The organism is Segatella baroniae DSM 16972 = JCM 13447 (genome assembly GCF_000426585.1).
Taxonomy (GTDB): domain Bacteria; phylum Bacteroidota; class Bacteroidia; order Bacteroidales; family Bacteroidaceae; genus Prevotella; species Prevotella baroniae.
The window spans coordinates 31,050-50,588 of sequence record NZ_AUFQ01000016.1 but is presented as its reverse complement, the minus strand read 5'-3'; the positions used below and the strand labels follow the sequence as shown (position 1 = coordinate 50,588).

11 protein-coding genes are annotated in these 19,539 nt (G+C 56.2%); 6 read left to right on the top strand and 5 right to left on the bottom strand.

The genetic code is table 11. From position 1 onward, the window contains the following. Positions 1-3: 3 nt before the first annotated feature. A complete protein-coding gene (locus K334_RS0110305; RefSeq protein ID WP_027444917.1) occupies positions 4-1,167 on the top strand; it encodes a zinc ribbon domain-containing protein in 1,164 nt (387 codons plus the stop codon). Positions 1,168-2,480: 1,313 nt separating this feature from the next. Here the strand turns inward: K334_RS0110305 and ccsA are convergent. The 4 genes from ccsA to K334_RS0110285 form a co-directional block, all read right to left on the bottom strand. Then, on the bottom strand, positions 2,481-4,724 hold the full coding sequence (gene ccsA / locus K334_RS0110300) for a cytochrome c biogenesis protein CcsA (protein ID WP_025881722.1): 2,244 nt from the start codon (positions 4,722-4,724) through the stop codon (positions 2,481-2,483). A gap of 29 nt (positions 4,725-4,753) precedes the next feature. Next, a complete protein-coding gene (locus K334_RS0110295; protein ID WP_025881719.1) occupies positions 4,754-6,484 on the bottom strand; it encodes a di-heme oxidoredictase family protein in 1,731 nt (576 codons plus the stop codon). Between the two features lie 27 nt (positions 6,485-6,511). Continuing rightward, positions 6,512-7,762, bottom strand: coding sequence for an imelysin family protein (locus K334_RS0110290; protein ID WP_404828099.1), 1,251 nt, complete (start codon positions 7,760-7,762; stop codon positions 6,512-6,514). Between the two features lie 99 nt (positions 7,763-7,861). Continuing rightward, positions 7,862-9,166: a putative porin gene (locus K334_RS0110285; RefSeq protein ID WP_021589415.1), complete on the bottom strand. Its 1,305-nt coding sequence runs from the start codon at positions 9,164-9,166 to the stop codon at positions 7,862-7,864. A gap of 514 nt (positions 9,167-9,680) precedes the next feature. On the opposite strand from K334_RS0110285, the gene K334_RS0110280 reads away from it, so the two are divergent. From K334_RS0110280 to rho, 5 genes are all read left to right on the top strand, one after another. Beyond that, positions 9,681-10,970 carry an NAD(P)/FAD-dependent oxidoreductase gene (locus K334_RS0110280; RefSeq protein ID WP_025881715.1) on the top strand — a complete coding sequence of 430 codons (1,290 nt, stop codon included), beginning with the start codon at positions 9,681-9,683 and terminating at the stop codon, positions 10,968-10,970. Between the two features lie 117 nt (positions 10,971-11,087). Further along, positions 11,088-11,411 carry a cupin domain-containing protein gene (locus K334_RS0110275; protein WP_021589420.1) on the top strand — a complete coding sequence of 108 codons (324 nt, stop codon included), beginning with the start codon at positions 11,088-11,090 and terminating at the stop codon, positions 11,409-11,411. Between the two features lie 22 nt (positions 11,412-11,433). Continuing rightward, positions 11,434-12,909, top strand: a complete 1,476-nt coding sequence (locus tag K334_RS0110270) for a DUF438 domain-containing protein (protein WP_025881711.1) — start codon at positions 11,434-11,436, stop codon at positions 12,907-12,909. 173 nt (positions 12,910-13,082) lie between these two features. Further along, the gene (gene rpsA / locus K334_RS0110265) at positions 13,083-14,861 is read left to right on the top strand and encodes a 30S ribosomal protein S1 (protein ID WP_025881709.1); all 1,779 of its coding nucleotides are present in this window, start codon (positions 13,083-13,085) and stop codon (positions 14,859-14,861) included. Positions 14,862-15,101: 240 nt separating this feature from the next. Continuing rightward, complete coding sequence (gene rho, locus K334_RS0110260; RefSeq protein ID WP_027444915.1) at positions 15,102-17,168, top strand: transcription termination factor Rho; 2,067 nt, start codon at positions 15,102-15,104, stop codon at positions 17,166-17,168. A 153-nt stretch (positions 17,169-17,321) separates the two neighbouring features. Here the strand turns inward: rho and K334_RS0110255 are convergent, their stop codons facing one another. Continuing rightward, the gene (locus tag K334_RS0110255) at positions 17,322-19,538 is read right to left on the bottom strand and encodes a tetratricopeptide repeat protein (RefSeq protein ID WP_025881707.1); all 2,217 of its coding nucleotides are present in this window, start codon (positions 19,536-19,538) and stop codon (positions 17,322-17,324) included. Position 19,539: the final 1 nt, after the last annotated feature.

Here is a 19,539-nt window from a genome sequence, read left to right as displayed (position 1 = left end):
ACTATGGCTATCATCAAGTGTCCCGAATGCGGACATCCAATCAGCGACAAAGCCCCCGTCTGCCCACAGTGCGGCGTGGAAATAGCGGGCAAGATCTTCAGATGTCCGCAATGTGGCGAAGTTTACTTCAAAGACCAAGGCGCATGCCCCAACTGCCGACACCTCACGACGGACGACGGGCGCGCCTCTGCAACGCAACAGCCGCCGACGCCACCCGCGCCACCGGCCGTTCCGCGGGCACCCGAGGCACCGGCAACGCCACAACCGCAAGCCCAACGGCCGACGCCCCCCGCGCCCAAGAAGAACTACAGGCCGACGCTCATCGTAGCCGCCATCGTCGCCGCCATCGTCTGCGCCGCCCTCTGGTATTTCCATGCCGAAGCCGGCAAGCAGAAAGAGCTTGAGGCTTACGAGTACGCCATGAAGAACTCGGACCCGGCCGTGCTGCAAAGCTACCTCGACACCTATCTCGACGCGCCCGAAGCCCACCGCGATTCCATCCAGGCGCACCTCGCCTTGCTCCAACAAGTGGACCAAGCATGGAACGACGCTTTGGTCAACAACTCCAAAGAAGCCTTCGAGCAATATCTCGAAGACCATCCCGATTCGCCCCACAAGGCCGAAGCCGAGCGCAAGATAGACTCGCTCGACTGGGCCTCCGCATCATCGGCCGACTCGGAAGAAGCCTACAAGCGCTATCTGGAAGACCATCCCAACGGCGAGCATGTGGACGAAGCCAACGACGCATTGAAGAAGATCGGCGCCAAGACCGTCAAGCCGCAGGAACGCCAAATGGTCGCCTCCGCCTTCCGAAGCTTCTTCCAAAGCATCAACGCCCGCGACGAAGAAGGACTCCGCTCGTCGGTCAGCAGCCTGCTCACGTCGTTCCTCGGCAAGCCCGACGCCACCAAAAGCGACGTCGTCACCTTCATGAACAAGATCTACAAGGACGACATCAAGAACATGAACTGGCGTCTGGACAACGACTACAAGATAGAAAAGAAGGAAGTGGGCGACGAGGAATACGAATACACCGTCAACTTCTCGGTCGTCCAAGAGGTGGAGAAGACCGACGGAACCACGGCCGGCAACAGGTTCAAGGTGAAGGCGCGCATCAATCCCGACGGCGAAATCGCCGAAATGAACATGACGAAGATTGTGGAATAAGCCCCTGCTTCTACGCCATCCATACCCCACAAGCGGTTGACTGCACCCTGCATTCAACCGCTTTTTCGAGAGTGTAAAGTAAACTGTGTCAGGTCGGTTCATGGGGCATAGTCATGGTGCAGTGCGCCTGCAACCGCATGTACTGTGCATACAACCGTCTGTACTCCGCCTGCTACCGCCTTGGCGGTTGGTCTTTTTAGAGGGCGGGGTTGCGAGCGAAGCGAGCTGCCCTGCCTAAGCTTTGGTGGCAGGGAGCTAGGCCGAAGGTCTTGGTCTTTTTACGGTTGTGGTGATTGCTGTCGGGTATAAAGGGTGGGCCGTCGGAATTGTCAATTGGTTTTTGAAGCATGAGGAGACACGAGCAGCAAGGTCGATAGGATGGACATGGCTGCGGGCGGCTGCCCCTCCATAGCGGGCGGGCAGGCAGGCTTGCATGACGGCACCCGAGGCTTTCCTGCGGGTGTTGAAGCCGGCGGCTTCACCTCTCCGTAACCCCCGGTCATGCCGCAGGATGACCGGGGGAGGTGTGCCCGCCATCCTTCTGTCGACCCTGGAGGGGTCGCCCACGGTCATCACGGCTGTCTTTGGGCGACCCTTCCAGGGTCGATTTCCACTTGGTCTTCTATCCCTTGGTCACTCCGCTTCGCAGAGATGACCAGGGGTTACTGAGCGATGAAGCCTCCGGCTTCACTTCCTACACAGCCTGCGGCAGGCATTTCTTGATACCCAATGGTTCATTGGGATAAAAAGACCAAGACCTTCGGCCTAGCTCCCCACCACCAAAGCTTAGGCAGGGTAGCTCGCTGCGCTCGCAACCCCGCCCTCTAAAAAGACCAACCGCCAAGGCGGTAGCATGCGCAGTGCACCATGGCTATGTCCCCATGAGCCGACCCGACACGGTTTGCTTTACACGCTCTCGTTTCCCGGGGTTCGGAAAGTCCGCCGTCATTTGCTTTGACGTTTGCTGAAGTTCAGCATTTAACACCTGTTTTGCTTTGACGATTTCTCCCGTCGCGCATTTAACATCCGTTTTGCTTTGACGATTTCTCCCGTCGCGCATTTAACTTTTGTTTTGTCTTGACGATTTCTCCCGTCGCGCATTCAACTTTTGTTTTGTCTTGACGATTTCTCCCGCCGCGCATTCAACATCCGTTTTGACGTGACGATTTCCCTCGTCGCGCATTCAACATCCGTTTTGACGTGACGTCTTCCGAGCCACGATTTTCCGTCTCTGCGAATGGCGTGGGCCACAGGGGCGTGAGGAATCGGCGTTCCGCCTTGGCGTGGGGCCCCGCCCTTCACGCCCTCTGCGCTCAGGCGTAGCTGTGCATGCCTCCCAGCACGTAGTTGACGCCGAAGAATGTCATCAGGATACTGAGGAAGGCAAGCGACATATACAAATGGTAGGCGCGCGGCCGGCTGAAAACGGGGAGGCTCTGCGTATGCAGTACGACGGCATAGACCATGAACGTGATGAGCGCCCACGTCTCCTTGGGGTCCCAACTCCAGTAGGCTCCCCAGCTGACATTGGCCCAGATGGCGCCGATGAAGATTCCCAATCCCAGCGTCACGATGGCCGGATAGAGAAAAACGCGGCTCAACACTTGCAGCTTCTCGCCCTGCGAAGGCAGGCAGAGGCCCATGACGGCGCAGATGAAGGTCAGCGCCAAGAGGGCGTAGCTCATCATGACGACGCTCACATGCACGCTCAACAACGGGCTGTCGAGCACCGGCATGAGCTGGCCGATGGCCGGATCCATCTGTCCGATATGGCTCACCAGCAGGAAGAAGCCGCTCAGCAGAAAGCCGAAGCAGGAGATCAACAGCGTGAGATGGCGCACACGGAGCGACAGGACGATGGTGAAGAGCTGGACAAACCAGGCCACCGACAACATCGACTCGTAGCCGTTGCTGAGCGGAATCGTGCCGCTGACGATCCAACGGAGCGACAAGGCCAGCGTAAGGGCCGCGAACGACAAGGCCGAAAGCAAGACGGCGCCCGCCACGACCACGCCGTCGCGCACACCGCGGACAAGCGGCCTGCCCGACGTGAGGCCGCGAATCGTCAGCAGAAGGGTGACGATTCCCATCGCCAGGTTCACCATGAAGAGGATGGTGGCCAAGGGAATGGCGTTGTAGAGCCGCTCCGCCTTGAACCGAAGGGGCGTCGGCAGCGTCGTGCCCGCATTGGTCTTCTGATAGTATTTCATCCTGACGAAAAACTCGTCCACCCGCTGTAGATTGCCGGCCTTCACGTCGGCGAAGATCAATGAAAACACGTTGCCGATGTACTCGGCATGCCGGTGCTCCATCGTTGCGGGCAACGTGTCGGTGGGGGAATACCAGACGGTGGCCCCACCCTCGCCCTTGCTGCGTGCGGGCGTGGTGTAGGGGAAGAGCTTCAGCTGGCTGCCGCGCCGCAGATCCATGATGAGTGCTATCTTCCTGTCTATGTCGACAATCTGCCGGTGCAGCTTGTCATTGTTTCCTTCGTAATACTCCTGCACGTAGGGACCTAAGACATAGCCGCCTCCGGGGCCGCCGAAGAAGCGGTTCAAGGAGCAATATTCGTCAAGTTTCAAGGCCTCCCTCACCGCCCCGCTCTTCACTCTGATGAAAGGTTCGTCGGCCCAGTCGTCGTTATGGAATATCCACCCCGACACCACTTGCTCCGCGGTCATCCCCTTGTAGCTGCGGCTTCCATGAAGTTTCTTGGTGAAATCGAGGGCAAAGGTCTGCATCGGACAAATGCGGTCGTTGTACAACATGAACAGTTGTCCCATCTTTCCGGCCGTCTCCTTGGGCAGGACCGCCTGCGCACGGACGCCCTGCGACAGGCAGAACAACAGGCCGAGCACGCCCGCCCCCTTCTGCAATACGGGATGGCGGAGCAGCGAACGGAACACGCCCGTGGGGTCGACGAGCAGCCACAGGAGCGAGAAGAAGAGCAAGGCGTAGCCCGTGTAGGTGACGGGGACGCCCCACGGGTCGCTGTTGAGGCTCAGGTAGCTTCCCCGATGGTCGTCGTCGTAGTTGGACTGGAAGAAGCGAATGCCCCGATAGTGGAACACCTTGTTCATCGACACGGCCGCATGGATGGTCCGGTTGCCGTCGATGATGACGAAACGTGTCGAATAGTCGGCGGCCGAAGAGGTGCCGGCGTGGTAGTGCACGTCAAACTTGTCGAGCTTGAGAAGGAAGGGAAGCGGATGTTTTTGCGGCTCCCCCATCGACACGACATCCCTGTATTCGCGGGTCGGCGCGTCGCCACGCAGGTGAACCACGCCCTTGTAGGAAGTGAAACGGGTAATGCCCGCACCGACAAGAATCACGACCAGCGAGAGATGCAGGAGCAGAATGCTCCACCTCCGCACCCGTTTTCGGATGATATAAGCCACGCCGGTCGCCGCCAGCAACGCCCAGAGCAGGCTGAACCACCAGGCTCCATAGACGTGCCGGGCGACAAAAGCATTGCCCTCGGCATGCTCTATCACTGTGGCAATACCGAGGACAACCAATGTCAATATATATATAACGCAGGAAAATTTCTTCAACATGAAGCTGATATGTCTTTGTATTCCGAATGTCAAATCGACTGCAGGAACTTCACGACTGCGTCGCGGTCTGCTTTCTTGAGATTGTAGAACTTCAACGCCGAACCGTAGGCGTGGCTGTTCTTGCTGTAAGCGTGCCACATGATGGCCTCTATCTCGTTGCGGGCCCTGCAATCGTGCAGGCGGTCTTCGGCTCCGGTGTTGATACGGGCCAGTCCGCGGCCCCACAGAGGTGTGGTCCGACACCAGCTTCCGTGGATGTCGTTCTTCATGTAGAGCTTGTGCTGCATGAGGTCCGTGTAGGGATGGATCGTCTGGTGCTTGTAACGGGGCAGCTCACGGTCGGCTATCATCATGGGCGTCCAGTAGTTGTCGTCCGTGGTCTGCCACTTGGGACGGTGGCAACGGGCGCATCCCATCTCCATGAAGAGCTGCTTGCCCCGCTGCACGGCGCCGTCGTTGAGGTTGCGGGCGCGTGGAACGGCCAGTCCGCGGTGCCATACCATGAACGAATAGAACTGGTCGGCGCTCTGGTCGGGCTGGAACTTGTGCCACGGATTGTCGAACTGGTTGACCTTCGGACTCAACAGATTCTTCACCTTCTCGCGTATTCCTTCATCGGTGTTGGCAAAGTAAGGCGACGTGGGGTCGGCCTTTATCTTGGCCAATACCTCCTCGTTCTGCGCCATGGCGTCGGCCCATGCCTGGGTGGTATAGAGGTAGGGGCGGTCGGGACGGCTCACGTTCGTGATGTTCCAGATGGCATTTGCGCCCGGCCCGTCCTGTAGGGAGCCGCGCGTCAGCGCATAAGTGAACCGCTTGACGAACCGCGCGTTCGACGCATCGGAGCCGTCGGCGAACTTTCCTTTGCCCAGACGGGCGGAGGTGTACCAGGCATTTGCGGTGAAATCATTAGCCCCAGCGTCCCAGAAACTCGGGTTGACATACTCCTTCACGTCCAATCCCGCCCGCTTGAAATAGCCTGCGGTTCTGGCATACTGCGCCTTGATGGAGTCGTTGGGGATGGCGTCGATCAGGCCGCTGCCGCCGATACCGATCGTCGATTCTAGCCTCACGGCATAGTTCGTGGGCACCGGAAGCGTGCGGAAAGCACTGGCGGCAATCGTGATTTCAGGGTAAATCAAGTCGAAGGTCTCGCCATCCGCAAACTTCATCGGCAAGCCGCTCTCCATCGCCGTGACGTGTTCCCACTTCATGTTGATACCCTTCTCGTCGATAGGGGCCAGGAAAGGCGACGTCGCCTGTGTCTGCGGCATGCCTGTAACCTCGGAGATATAGGGGCCGTCGTTCGATCCTTCAGCCGTCGGATGGTACACGACGAGCAGATAGCCGTTGCCGTTGCCATAGCGCGTTTCATACTGATTCATGCGCTTTCCGTGTCCGTATTCCGGGTGGCAGTCGATGCAGGAGCGGCGAACCGACGCCGGGCCGACGCCCTTGAACGGCGCGGTGGTCTCCGTGTACTGGCGTTCGAACATCTGCTCGCCGATGAAGAAGTGGCTGGAGAGGCTCTGGCTGTTGTCCACAGCCGGTGTCTGGTCGGAGTAGGAATTGGACGACACGTTGTCGGTCGTGCCCAACAGTCCTCCGGGATACCATTCGTCCGCGGAGAAATTGCCCGTAGGCTGTCCCACATAGGCGGCTTCCGGCTGAGCCGGTTCCACCTTATCATCCGAACAGGCTGCAACCATAGTCAATATGATTACAGCCATGAACGAATGGATGTACTTGCTACATTCCATAATTCGCTTGTTTTTATAACGATGATTTTACTCTTCCGTCAGGGTTGCCACCCAAGTACCGGCCTTGTTGAGGGCGTCGTCGAGAGCCTGAACCTTCTCTATGCAGGTCTTCACCTGTGGGTCGCCGGGGGCGTCGATGAACGCTTTGCCGCTGTTCTTGGCCTTCTCAAGCGCGTCGACAGCCTCGTCCAAGGCACGAGTGAGGGTGTTGAAGTCAGCATAGTTCTTGGCCTTGAGGTAGCTCAGGAGCGACTTGGCGACGGGTTCCTTCGCGTTGCGCGCGCCATACAACGAGTTCTTGATGGAAAGAATGTTGTCCTGATAGTCGATGAAAGAACGCTTGCTGTAAGGCGACTCGATGTAATCGCCGGCATCGTCGTCCGAAGCTGTACCGGTGGCCACACGATAAGCCTGGCCCAGTTTCTGTGTGGCAACCTCCTGACAGATGTTGGAGCAGCCGCCTACGAAGATGTTTTTCAGCGTTTCCTGCCACGTAGAGAACATGCCGGTAGCCAGCTTGGCGCTGCGCACATAGTCGCCGTAGCTGACATCTTTGGGCGAAAGTCCCTTGTGTCTCATGTTCTCCGTGAGCCAAGGAGCTGCCTTCAAGACGTCCGAATGAGCGGCTTCCACCTTCGTGCCGAGCCATCCGTACTCCAACAAGAAGATCATGTTGCGCAGGTCTCCCGACACGGCGGCGGCGAAAGCAAGCTCGTCCATCGTGTTCACGCTGGTCAAACCTTCGGCCGTTTCCTTACCGGCCTTGATGGCTTCGAGCGTCCGGTTCTTGCCATCGCGGAAGAGAACGAACTCCAATCCGTGGAATCCTACAACGGAATCGAAATGCTTGTTCTGCGTATAAACGTAGTGAACGGCATCCGCTCCTTTCACTCCCGCAATGAGTTCCTTGTTGTTGAGCGCTTCCTGCAGCTGCTTGTGGTCGAGCGGCCATGAGTCGATATGCGGGTCGATCTCGTTGTCGGCGGCGGCACCGTAAAGGAAAGCCTCGCTCTGCTCCCAATCGCGACGGGCCGTTTTGAACGCTTCGCAGGCTGCATCGATTTCCTTTTGCGTCAGCGTACCTGCCTGAGCTTTCGCGTAAAGGGTCTGGCAGGCGTCATAGAGAGTCTGCGCATTGTTGGCCAAACTCTTGTAGGTGGGAAATACAACATCATCGATGTAAGTGTCGACAATGCTCTTCATGACGCCGTTGTTGTCGACATCCGATTTCTTCTCATCGTCACTGCACGACACAAAGCCCAGGCAGAGTGCTCCCAAGAGGAACAGCCGGGCGATTCTTTTAGTTTTTTTTCATTTTGTTTTTTGTTTTATTTTAGAGTGTTTTTATCATTCAAACAGCTTGAGGGCACGTTCTTTTCAAAGGAAGAAGCCCTGGTAGGCAATGCCGATGTTGAGCGCCGGCTCGTTGTTGTAGCCCGACTTCAGCTTGCGGTAGTTGTATTCGGCCTTGACACATATCTGCGGTATCGGGAAATAGTTGACACCTCCGGCGAAGACGGTCTTCTCCGTCCAGTGTTTCGTCTGCGCGCCGAGGTAGGAATCATAGTATTCCACATGTCCGAACACGTAGAGTTTCTGCTTGTCGGCCCGCAGTTTCGCGATGCGCGAGAACACGTCGTAGCCTGCTTCCAGCATGGTTGCGATGGCATGGCTGCCGAAATACTTGGCATTGCCGGTCTGATAGGGCTTCACACTCTGCGTGCTGGGCCGCACAAGCAGGCCGATTTCGTCGGCATTGCTCACATAACCATAGTCCACATTGCCACGAACGACCCAATTGAAGCGGTCTAAAGTGAAGTCGAAAGCACCCAGGTAGACGTTGCCTTTGATATTCTTCTTGTCGCCGACTTCCATGTCGTGGGGCACCGAGTTGTGCATTGCCTTGCCGTAATAGCCGCTCAAACCGACGCGCAGACCTGGTATGGAATAGTTGTCCAGACGAGCCGAGACGCCATACTTGTTGGCCACTTCGTATTCAAACGGACTTTGGGAACCGCCCTGAATCCAGTTGGCGCGGCTGAAGTGGTAGGCGTCGAGACCGGCAATCACCTGCGCCTCGTAGCGGAAAGCACCGCTGCGCCCCCAGAAGGAGACGCCCGTCTGGTGCCATGTACACGGCAGAATGGTCCGCTCGCCCTCGGGACGGTAGACCGTAAAGAAGTTGAGCGGCTCGTGGTGGGCGTTGGTCAGGCCGAACGGCACGACGATGTGGCCCGCACGGATGTTGAAGGCCGGACTGAAAGACTTCTGGAGCCAGAACTGTTCCAGCTCCACTTCCCCGCCCTTTTCCTGTTCCTGCTCGAACTCGATGGCCTCGTCGGCCTCATACTCGATGGAGGAACCGGTGCCTCCGTGCTCGAATTCGATTTCGGTGCCCATCGTCCAGCCCTTGCCGAAGTCGTAATTCAGGTAAATCACGGCGTGGGGAAGGTCGAAACGGCCATGCGAAGGGTCTTTCTTGTATTTGGAAGGATTTGTGAAACGGAAGCCGTTGTCGCTGTAGAAGTTGCGGCTGTAGGCCACTTCACCATACCCACCGACACTCAGTCGCCTCCCATTGGCGTGATTCATCACGGAATCGGCAGCATTGGCCTGCGCTTCTGCCATGCCTGGAGCACCGACGGCGAGCATGCCTGCAAATAACATTTTAAAAGTATTCATTGTCTAATTTAATTATAATCAAAGAAAAAGCGACAATTGGCCGTCAGGCCTTTGCTTTTCGGCACAAAATTAATATATTTAAGAAATCTTTACAATACACAAAACAAGGTATTTAAGCCGACGCAAGTTCTCGTTTCGTCCCAACTCGTAGCCATTAGTAGGTATCATCTGCCGCCGATGACGCCGCCATCCCTGTCCGTCCAACGGCCGCCACTTGAAAACGGCTTTCAGAAAGCTGCCCTTTCAGCCGATGAAAGCTGCCCTTTGAGCCGTCAACCGCTGCCCTTTCACACGGCCAAAGCAGCCCTTTCTGTCGCTGAAAGGGCAGCTTTTGGAAAGGCGCCGACAAGCTTCCGTCCCGCCGACAGGCAACGCGACGCCGCTGCGGCAAGGCGACTGAAGAAAGAACGCATGAAAACACGGCCGTTCGGAAACTATTCATTACCTTTGGCACGAGTATTGTGGTGCTGTCGAAGAGCACTACATCATGTGACGTCGATAAACAAACAGATATATGAGAGCGAACATCAAGAGGAACGAACAGCGGAGAATCGTCATCGTGGGAGGCGGACTGGGCGGCCTGCGGCTGGCCTTGAGCCTGAGAAAGACCAACTACCAGGTGGTGTTGGTGGACAAGAACAACTACAACCAGTTTCCACCACTGATCTATCAGGTGGCCTCGGCAGGACTGGAACCGAGCAACATCTCCTTCCCCTTCCGAAGAATGTTTCAGAACGACAGGAACTTCCACTTCCGAATGGGGGAGGTTCAGGGTGTCGACACGCAGGAAAAGGCCATCCAAACCACATTCGGAACCGTACACTACGACGACCTTGTGCTGGCCGCCGGGGCCACGACCAACTTCTTCGGCAACAGGAATCTGGAGCAGAACACCTATCCGATGAAGACCGTCGCGGAGTCGATGCAGCTGCGCAACACGATTTTCTCACGGCTGGAAGAGGCCGTTTGCCAGACCGACGAAGCCGAACGCGAGGCCCTGATGACGATAGCCGTCGTGGGCGGAGGCCCGTCGGGCGTGGAGATCGCGGGCGTCCTGGCCGAAATGAAGCGCACCGTAATCCATCGAGACTACCCCGACCTGTCGGCCCGCATGCACATCTATCTCATCAACGCTGGCGAAAGACTGCTGGCGGCGATGGACCCGAAGCTGTCGGCCGAGGCCGAAAAGGACTTGAAGGAGATGGGCGTTCACGTCAGACAGAACTGCATGGTGACGGACTACGTGGGCGGACAACTCGTGCTGAAGAACGGAACCAGGATTCCATCGAAGACCGTCATCTGGGTAAGTGGTATCGTGGTGAACAGGCTGGAGGGCGTTCCGGCGGAGAGCATAGGCCGCGGCGGCCGCATACTGACCGACCGTTGCTGCCGCGTCAAGGGCATGGAGCACGTGTATGCCATCGGCGACCAGAGCCTCGTCGAGGGCGACCCGCAGTATCCCTACGGCCATCCGCAGCTGGCACAGGTGGCCATGCAGCAGGCAGACATCGTGGCCAGAAACCTGACGGGCATGGACTGCGGCCAGGCTCCACGCCCTTTCGTCTACCGGAACCTGGGCACCATGGCCACCATCGGCCGAAAGAAAGCCGTGGCGGAAATAGGGAAACTGCGCTTCGGCGGGCTTTTCGCCTGGCTGCTGTGGCTCGTCGTCCACCTGCGCTCCATCCTCGGCGTGAAGAACAAGACCGTCGTGTTCCTGAACTGGGTGTGGAACTACCTCTACTACAAGCAGAGCCTGCGACTCATCCTGCGGCCTGCCAAGAAGCCGACGGACGATTGGTGACAAATGCAACAGACGCCACGCCGCCGGTAACATTTGTTACCATCCGCGGCTAACGGGCTGCACATGGTACGGTTGTTGCAGCGACGCAGATTGAACAGAACCAAAAGCAACAAGATTATGGCACAATTTGAGAAAGGAAAGGTTTTTAACGCAAGCGAGTCGATAGACTATGCCGAAGGTGGCATTGTGAGCAAGGAGCTCGTCCACAGCCAGGCGGGCAGTGTCACGCTCTTCGCCTTCGACGAAGGCCAGGGCCTGTCGGAACACACGGCGCCGTTCGACGCGTTGATACAGGTCATCGACGGCGAACTGGCATTGACGGTCGACCACGAAGAATGCCTGGTGAAAGCAGGCCAAAGCTATGTCATCCCGAGCGGAGCCGCCCACGCGCTGCACGCCGGCAGGCGCTTCAAGATGATGTTGACGATGATTCGAGGATAAGAAAACATAGATATTACGCGATATGGGCAAGAAGATTGATTTAAGCAAGACGGTTTTCGAACTGACACAGGAATACCCAGAGTTGGTGGATATCATGGCGACGTTGGGCTTCACGGAAATCAAGAAGAAAGTGATGCTGCGCTCGGTCGGCAAGATTATGACCATTCCAAAGGGCGCGCAGATGAAAGGTATCAGCATGGCCGACGTCATCGGCAGCTTGCAGGAGCATGGTTTCGAAATTGCGGGAGCCACCCCTGCCGCCGAGATCCCTATATATAATAAGGTGGAAACGGCTGCCCCGATGGGGAACCCGCGCCACGACCACGCCGAGGTAGACGCCAAGGAAAGAATCGGACTGCTGAAGTCCTATCTCCAAAGGCTGTCGAAGGGAGAGGAACTGGAGGCCGTAAGGGCCGACTTCACAGCCAACTTCAACGACGTGGAGGCGTCGGAGATCATGCAGGCCGAGGAGGAACTGATGCAGGAAGGCTTGCCGTTGCGGGATGTGCAGCGGCTGTGCGACGTGCATTCGGCCCTCTTCCATGGCGCCACGCATGAGGAAAAGACCGGCAATGACGAAGACATGGACAGGGCAGTTGCCTTGGAACACGTCGAGGGACACCCGCTTCAGACGCTCCGCCGCGAAAACGACGCGCTGGCGGCGTTGGCCGATCGCGCGCTCGAACGGCAGCAGGCCGGCGAAGACATCGGCCGAGACATCGAGAAGATACGTGCCATCGCCATCCACTATGCCAAGAAAGGCGATCTGCTCTACCCCCACTTGAAGGTGAAATACGACATTACGGGGCCGTCGCAGGTGATGTGGACGGTGGATGACGAGATTCGCGACGAGCTGGGAAGGCTGACCCGGCAGGACAATCATGACGCCCTGTGGAACCAACGGGCCAAGGACGTGCTGACCCGCGCGCTCGAAATGACCTACAAGGAGAACAACATCCTCTTCCCGCTATGCGCCGCCCACTTCACCGAAGACGAGTGGATGCGGATATATCACGACGGAAAGGATTACGCGGAGTGCCTCGGCGTGGCCATGAACACGTGGAAAGCAGCCGAAGGCCGGCAGGGAGACGACGTGCCGCAAGACAGCCACCTGATAGCAATGCCGGGCGGGTCGCTGACATTGGAACAGCTCACGGCCATGCTCAACACGCTTCCGATGGAGATAACGTTCGTCGACGCCGACAACATCAACCGCTATTTCAACGAAGGCCCCAAGGTTTTCAAACGCCCGCAGATGGCCCTCGGCCGAGAAGTCTTCACCTGCCATCCGCCCAAAATAGAGTCGATGGTCAGGACCATCATCGACGACTTCCGCACCGGAAAGCGCGACCAGCTGCCCGTTTGGATGGAAAAGAACGGCCACGCAATGCTCGTCAACTACATGGCCGTGCGCGACCAAGCCGGCCATTATCTGGGAACGGTGGAGATGGTGCAGGACATGGATTTCGCAAAAGAACACTTCCTCGGCAAGGAATAGAATGCAATCGGCCCGCGTTAATAATTGCTAAACAAAGCGATTGCCCATCGTAACTCATTGGCTATGATGAAATTTATTTGTAAATTTGCGCCCGATTTATGCCGATTGTTCGGCAGATATTGATTAATATAAAGTCAAACTTTATTAATTTAAAAAACAATTACCAATTATTTATGTCAAATTTAAAGAACGTACAGCCATTGGACGACTTCAACTGGGAAGAGTTTGAAAATGGCGCAAGTGCCGGCGTCAGCAAGGAAGACCTTGAAAAGTCTTATGACGAAACCCTCAACAAGGTGTCGGAACACCAGGTTGTCGAGGGAACAGTAATCTCGGTAGACAAGAAAGAGGTGGTCGTAAACATCGGCTACAAGAGCGATGGCATCATCCCCGCTTCTGAATTCCGCTACAATCCCGACCTGAAGGTGGGCGACAAGGTGGAAGTTTACGTAGAAAACCAGGAAGACAAGAAGGGCCAGCTGGTTCTTTCCCACAAGAAGGCTCGCCTGAGCAAGAGCTGGGAGCGTGTCAACGCCGCCCTCGAAAACGAGGAAGTCATTCAGGGTTACATCAAGTGCCGCACGAAGGGCGGTATGATTGTAGACGTATTTGGTATCGAAGCATTCCTGCCCGGCAGCCAGATTGACGTTCATCCCATACGCGACTACGACGTATTCGTAGGCAAGACGATGGAATTCAAGATTGTCAAGATCAACCAGGAGTTCCGCAACGTCGTCGTTTCCCACAAGGCACTGATCGAAGCCGAGTTGGAAGCACAGAAGAAAGAAATCATCTCCAAGCTCGAAAAAGGCCAGGTGCTCGAAGGTACCGTCAAGAACATCACTTCTTACGGTGTATTCGTTGACCTCGGTGGCGTCGACGGACTCATCCACATCACAGACCTTTCATGGGGTCGTGTCAGCGATCCGCACGAGGTGGTGGCCCTCGACCAGAAGATCAATGTCGTGATTCTCGACTTCGATGAAGAGAAGAAGCGCATTGCATTGGGCTTGAAGCAGCTCACTCCCCACCCATGGGATGCGCTCGATCCCAACCTTAAGGTGGGCGATCATGTCAAGGGCAAGGTTGTCGTCATTGCCGATTACGGCGCATTTGTTGAAATAGCTCCGGGCGTAGAAGGCCTCATCCACGTTTCAGAAATGTCGTGGAGCCAGCACCTTCGCTCAGCTCAGGAGTTCATGCACGTAGGCGATGAGGTTGAAGCCGTCATCCTCACACTCGACCGCGACGAGCGTAAGATGAGCCTCGGAATCAAGCAACTCAAGGAAGATCCATGGGAAGCCATCGAAAGCAAATACCCCGTTGGCAGCAAGCACACCGCCAAGGTTCGCAACTTCACCAACTTCGGTATCTTCGTAGAGCTGGAAGAAGGCGTCGACGGCTTGATTCACATCAGCGACCTGTCGTGGACCAAGAAGGTAAAACACCCGTCGGAGTTCACCACCGTTGGTGCCGACATCGATGTAGTCGTTCTCGAAATCGACAAGGAAAACCGTCGTCTCAGCCTTGGTCACAAGCAGCTTGAAGACAATCCTTGGGACACTTACGAGACCATCTACACCCCGGGTTCCGTTCATACCGGCAAGATTACCGAGATGATGGACAAGGGTGCTGTCATCACGCTCAACGAAGGTGGCGAAGGTTTCGCAACGCCCAAGCACCTGGTGAAGGAAGATGGCACGCAGGCACAGCTGGGTGAAGAGCTCGACTTCAAGGTTATCGAGTTCGTAAAGGACACCAAGCGCATCATCCTGTCGCACTCCCGCACATTCGAAGAGGGCAAGGAGGACGTAGCAGCAGCCAAACCGGCTCGCAAGCACGCCGCCAAGAAGAGCGACGCAGCTGTCATCAACAACGTGACAGCCGGCACTTCACTCGGCGACCTTGACGTACTGGCCGACTTGAAGGCCAAGATGGAAAAGGGAGAGTAATCGAATTATTCCGATTCAGCATAACCGAAGGCATATTGCAGTTGACTGCAATATGCCTTTTTTCGTGCTTTCGACAAGGCCGCGGCCTTTTCCTAATAAATGTTAAGCACACAAAATGCCATCTACCAATTGAGTATTTATCGAGAAAAAACATTACCTTTGCACCACAAAGTTTAATACATTGTTCGTTTCTCTTCTTGAAACGAACTTTTTCAAAACAATTATTTCATAACAATTTATATGTTTAGCAAAGACGAATTATTGTCTAAGAGCATGACTGAGCTCGAAGACATTGCTAATAACATGGGAGCTATCTATGACACTAAGGGCTCTCAGGAAGACATTATATACTCTATACTGGACAAACAGGCTACTGACGAAGGAAACAAAAACCCATTGGGTGCCAAACGGAAACGCACACGCATTGTTAAAAAAGATACAGACAGAGTCTATTCCGTCAAGGGGAAAGACGGCGAAAATTTCGACACGAAGAAGAAAAAGCCGGCCGGAAACGCCCAAAACGCACTGCCATTGTTTCAAGACGGTGCGGAGACACCCGAGAAAACAGACGCGACCACTCCGATAGAGGAAGCCAAAGAGGCCCAGAAAGCCGCTGAGACAAAGTCCAAAAGGGGTCGAAAATCGAAGAAAGAGGCCGAGAAATCTGCTGAAGAGGACGTCAAGGAGGTCGCCAAAGACGAAAACATGGCCGGCACCGCCACCCCAGAAGACACTTCCACAGCCGTTGCTGAAGAAGACGTAGAGGCTTCCACCCCATCGGAACAGCCTGCGGAGCAACCGGCCGACTTTGTTCCGGAAGCGCAATTCGGCACGAAAGCCGACCAGGACACAGCCAGCGAAGACCTGATAGCCAAGCTACAGGAGAAGATAGCCAAGCACAACAATGCGCAGGAAAGCACCTCCAATGGCGAAAACACTCAGCCTTCCGACAAGAACGGAACGGCTTTCACGCCCGACAGCAATGCCGCCGCAAAGCAAGTCAGGTCCGGCTATTGGGAAGAAGACCCCTGCGACGGCACTGGTTTCATCATCAAGGTGGACCTTCCCATCGAAGATCAGGGCGCAGTTCCCAACTACGACATGTTCGACAACCCCACGACACCGATTCCGGCACCGGCCTATCAGCTTCCGGAACAGCAGTCGACGGCTTCCTCCAAGTTTGATTTTTCAGACCTCATACAGGCCAACGGCGTCCTCGAAATCATGCCCGACGGCTATGGTTTCTTGAGATCCAGCGACTACAACTACCTGTCTTCACCCGACGACATCTATGTTGCCACCAACCAAATCAAGAAATACAGCCTCAAGACAGGCGACGTCGTACAGTGCAAAGTGCGTCCTCCGCGCGACGGCGAGAAGTATTTTCCGCTGACAGGGATAGACAAGATCAACGGTCGCGACCCGGGAGAAGTGCGCGACAGGATTCCTTTCGAGCACCTCACTCCACTCTTCCCCAATGAGAAGTTCACCCTCTGCGGCAATCCAAACACGACCAATCTGTCCACCCGCGTGGTAGATTTGTTCTCTCCCATAGGCAAAGGACAACGCGCCCTCATCGTGGCACAGCCCAAAACGGGCAAGACCATCCTGATGAAAGACATCGCCAACGCCATCGCCGCCAACCATCCGGAGGCCTACTTGACGATGTTGCTCATCGACGAACGCCCGGAAGAAGTGACCGATATGGCACGAACGGTCAACGCAGAGGTCATCGCCTCCACCTTCGACGAGCCTGCCGAGCGTCACGTCAAGATAGCGGGCATCGTGTTGGAGAAGGCTAAACGCATGGTCGAATGCGGCCACGACGTCGTCATTTTCCTTGATTCCATCACTCGTTTGGCCCGCGCCTACAATACCGTCAGCCCAGCCAGCGGCAAGGTGTTGACGGGTGGTGTGGATGCAAACGCCCTGCAAAAGCCGAAGCGTTTCTTTGGAGCGGCACGCAATATAGAAGGCGGCGGCTCGCTGACCATCATCGCCACCGCCCTGATCGACACCGGATCGAAGATGGACGAGGTCATCTTTGAGGAGTTCAAGGGCACCGGCAACATGGAACTGCAGCTCGACCGCAGCCTGAGCAACAAACGCATCTTCCCGGCCGTCAACCTCGTGGCTTCAAGCACACGCCGCGACGACCTGCTGCAAGACAAGACTACGCTCGACCGCATGTGGATTCTGCGCAAGTACATTGCCGACATGAACCCGATAGAGGCCATGAACTCCATCCACAACAGAATGCTGACGGCCCGCAACAACGAAGAGTTCCTGCTCTCCATGAACGGATAAACCAGCCGATATACGACACCCCGAAATCCAAAAAAGATGGCTTTTGCGGCGGAACAAACCTGTTTCCAAGCTGCAAAAGCCATCTTTTTTATTTCAAGAAGGATTCGCTTTGTCTCAAAAGGACAAGACAAGCGTCCGGAAAACAAAGCCACGTCAAGCGTCCGCCACGCTTCTGACAAGGTCGCGCATTAAAAACACTTCAACATCAGACGTGACAAAGCGGGCGATGAGCTCCGCGTCGCTCTCCAAATTGCCAAGCACCTGCTCGACGCTGCTCTTTTCCACCGCGTGGCGGAAGTCCTCGACCGCTCCGTCAATGTCGCCGCCAAACCAATGGCAGTAGCCCATGTTCACATAGTCGGCCCGTCCGGCCTCGTCAAGTTGCAGAATCTTCGCATACTCCGTCTTCGCCTTTTCCAATTCACCCGCACACAAATGGCTCCAAGCCAGCAGCCTAACGACATTGGAGTCTTCGGGATACTTGTACACCAGCTTGAAGAGTTGCTGCCGGGCGCGTTCGTCGGAAGTCTCGACCAGGCACAGACAGAAGTTGAACAGATGGGCACGATTGTCGGGAAACAGCTCAACCAGCTTCTCATAAACGCCTGCCGCAGCCTCGTAAGCTCCCAGTTCGCGGTAGACCTTGCCCAACAGGCGCAACGCGGTCGCATGCCGGGAGTCATGCTGCAACAGCACTTTGAGGAATCCGGCCGCCTTGGGAAGCATATCCCGGTTGGCCATCAAGGCGGTTGCCGCAGCCAACAGGTAATCCGCCGAAGTCTTGTCGGACATGCTGTCGACCACCCTCTGCAGTTCGACTGTCATCCTCCGTTTCGTCAGAAAGCGCATGAACACCGTCTTCCGCTCGTCCATCTCCGGCAGTCGGAAGGCCGGATGGTCCATGAAGAAGGCCGCGTCGTCAGCCTGCGTGACCTCACCTTGAAGCGGATTGGCCGTAAAAACGCGGGGCAACTCCTCCCTCTGCATGAACAATCGGAAGAAGCGGTACAAATCCTGGAGGTAGGTTTGGCGAATATAGCGTGGGTCGTTCTGCCGCCCGTCGCCAGCCAACGACAGGTCTTGGCGCAAGTCGCCAAGCTCCAACATTTCCTGCACATTCTTCGGCATTCTATCAATGACACCCGACAAAGCCAGCACAAAGCTGTACTTGTCGCTGTCGCAGAACGGATTTCCCTTCACCATCGCGTCCAGCAGCTTGGCGTTATGCAACTTATGGAGCACCGGACGCAGGTCGGGATGGGCCGTGTTGAACGGCATGAACCAATTGACCAAGGAGTAGAAGAAGCTGAAACGCTTCATCTGGGCAAACCCTCCAAAGTAGATGTCGCTGCCTCGGCGCTGCATGTCCATCATCCTCTGACAGCCTCTTTCCATGTCTTCCATCGCCTTGTCACGCGCGTCCGGATGCAGGATGTCTTCCATCTCGTCGTCCTCCTTCTCCACAAATCCCCGGTCGGAGTAGCGCAGATTGCTGTTCTTGATGAGCCCGGGCATGATGTCGCGCTGGATTTCCTTGCTGTCCTTGTCGGCATCCATGCAATAGAACATCTGCATCTGCGCCTCGCCCACCTCACTCCGGCAACGCTCGTCGTCCAGCAGTCGGCGGACGATGGGCAACTGTTCCGGATAGACGTCGGCCTGTTTCGACATCGCCAGCAGCCAACCTACCAGCGCACGCTGGCGCAAACGCTCGTCGGAAGCGTAGGAATAGATTTCCGTCAGCGACCGGAACTTGCGCAAATCGAACTGCATCATACAGCCCAACATGATGGCACTGGTCATCACAAGCCCATCGTTCAAATCAATCGTGGGCGACAACACGAGCGCAGTCCAATTCTGCTTGTCGCTCTCCGTCCACATGCGCGACGTGAAAAGATGGTTGAAGACATTGCGCAGCGTATCGAAATGCGCGGCATGAAGACGTTCGCTCTTCTCCTGGGTATGGTCTTCAGGCTCCAAAGAGAGCATGGCCAGGTCGGAAACGAACTCCTCCAGCCGGCGGCGGGCCTGCCCCACCTCGACACGCTTGCCGGCAAGGCGGGCCGTGACGGCAGCCATCACCGCATTGTAGCGGCACTGATAGTCCATCGCCATATCGCCATAGGCCTGCAACAGCTTTTTCTGGATGTCCCTGAAAATTCGCTCGCGGCTTGCGTCGGCCAAGCCCTTGCGGTAGTAATCCGCCATCATCCGGTAGTCGCTTTCGGCTTCTTCGACGACGGAAAGGTCGGCCACCGACTTGTATACAGCCTGAAAATCACGGATTTGCGCAACGCCCACCCGTATGTCTCCTTGCGCGATGGCCTTGGCGATGGCCTCCAAGTGCTGTTGGGCCTCTATATTCTTCATC

What these genes read in the sequence shown, in the direction of transcription:
- rpsA (WP_025881709.1), top strand. Translation starts at nt 13,083, where the DNA reads ATGTCAAATTTAAAGAACGTACAGCCATTGGACGACTTCAACTGGGAA.
- ccsA (WP_025881722.1), bottom strand. Translation starts at nt 4,724, where the DNA reads ATGTTGAAGAAATTTTCCTGCGTTATATATATATTGACATTGGTTGTC.
- K334_RS0110255 (WP_025881707.1), bottom strand. Translation starts at nt 19,538, where the DNA reads ATGAAGAATATAGAGGCCCAACAGCACTTGGAGGCCATCGCCAAGGCC.
- K334_RS0110295 (WP_025881719.1), bottom strand. Translation starts at nt 6,484, where the DNA reads ATGGAATGTAGCAAGTACATCCATTCGTTCATGGCTGTAATCATATTG.
- rho (WP_027444915.1), top strand. Translation starts at nt 15,102, where the DNA reads ATGTTTAGCAAAGACGAATTATTGTCTAAGAGCATGACTGAGCTCGAA.
- K334_RS0110280 (WP_025881715.1), top strand. Translation starts at nt 9,681, where the DNA reads ATGAGAGCGAACATCAAGAGGAACGAACAGCGGAGAATCGTCATCGTG.
- K334_RS0110270 (WP_025881711.1), top strand. Translation starts at nt 11,434, where the DNA reads ATGGGCAAGAAGATTGATTTAAGCAAGACGGTTTTCGAACTGACACAG.
- K334_RS0110275 (WP_021589420.1), top strand. Translation starts at nt 11,088, where the DNA reads ATGGCACAATTTGAGAAAGGAAAGGTTTTTAACGCAAGCGAGTCGATA.
- K334_RS0110305 (WP_027444917.1), top strand. Translation starts at nt 4, where the DNA reads ATGGCTATCATCAAGTGTCCCGAATGCGGACATCCAATCAGCGACAAA.
- K334_RS0110285 (WP_021589415.1), bottom strand. Translation starts at nt 9,166, where the DNA reads ATGAATACTTTTAAAATGTTATTTGCAGGCATGCTCGCCGTCGGTGCT.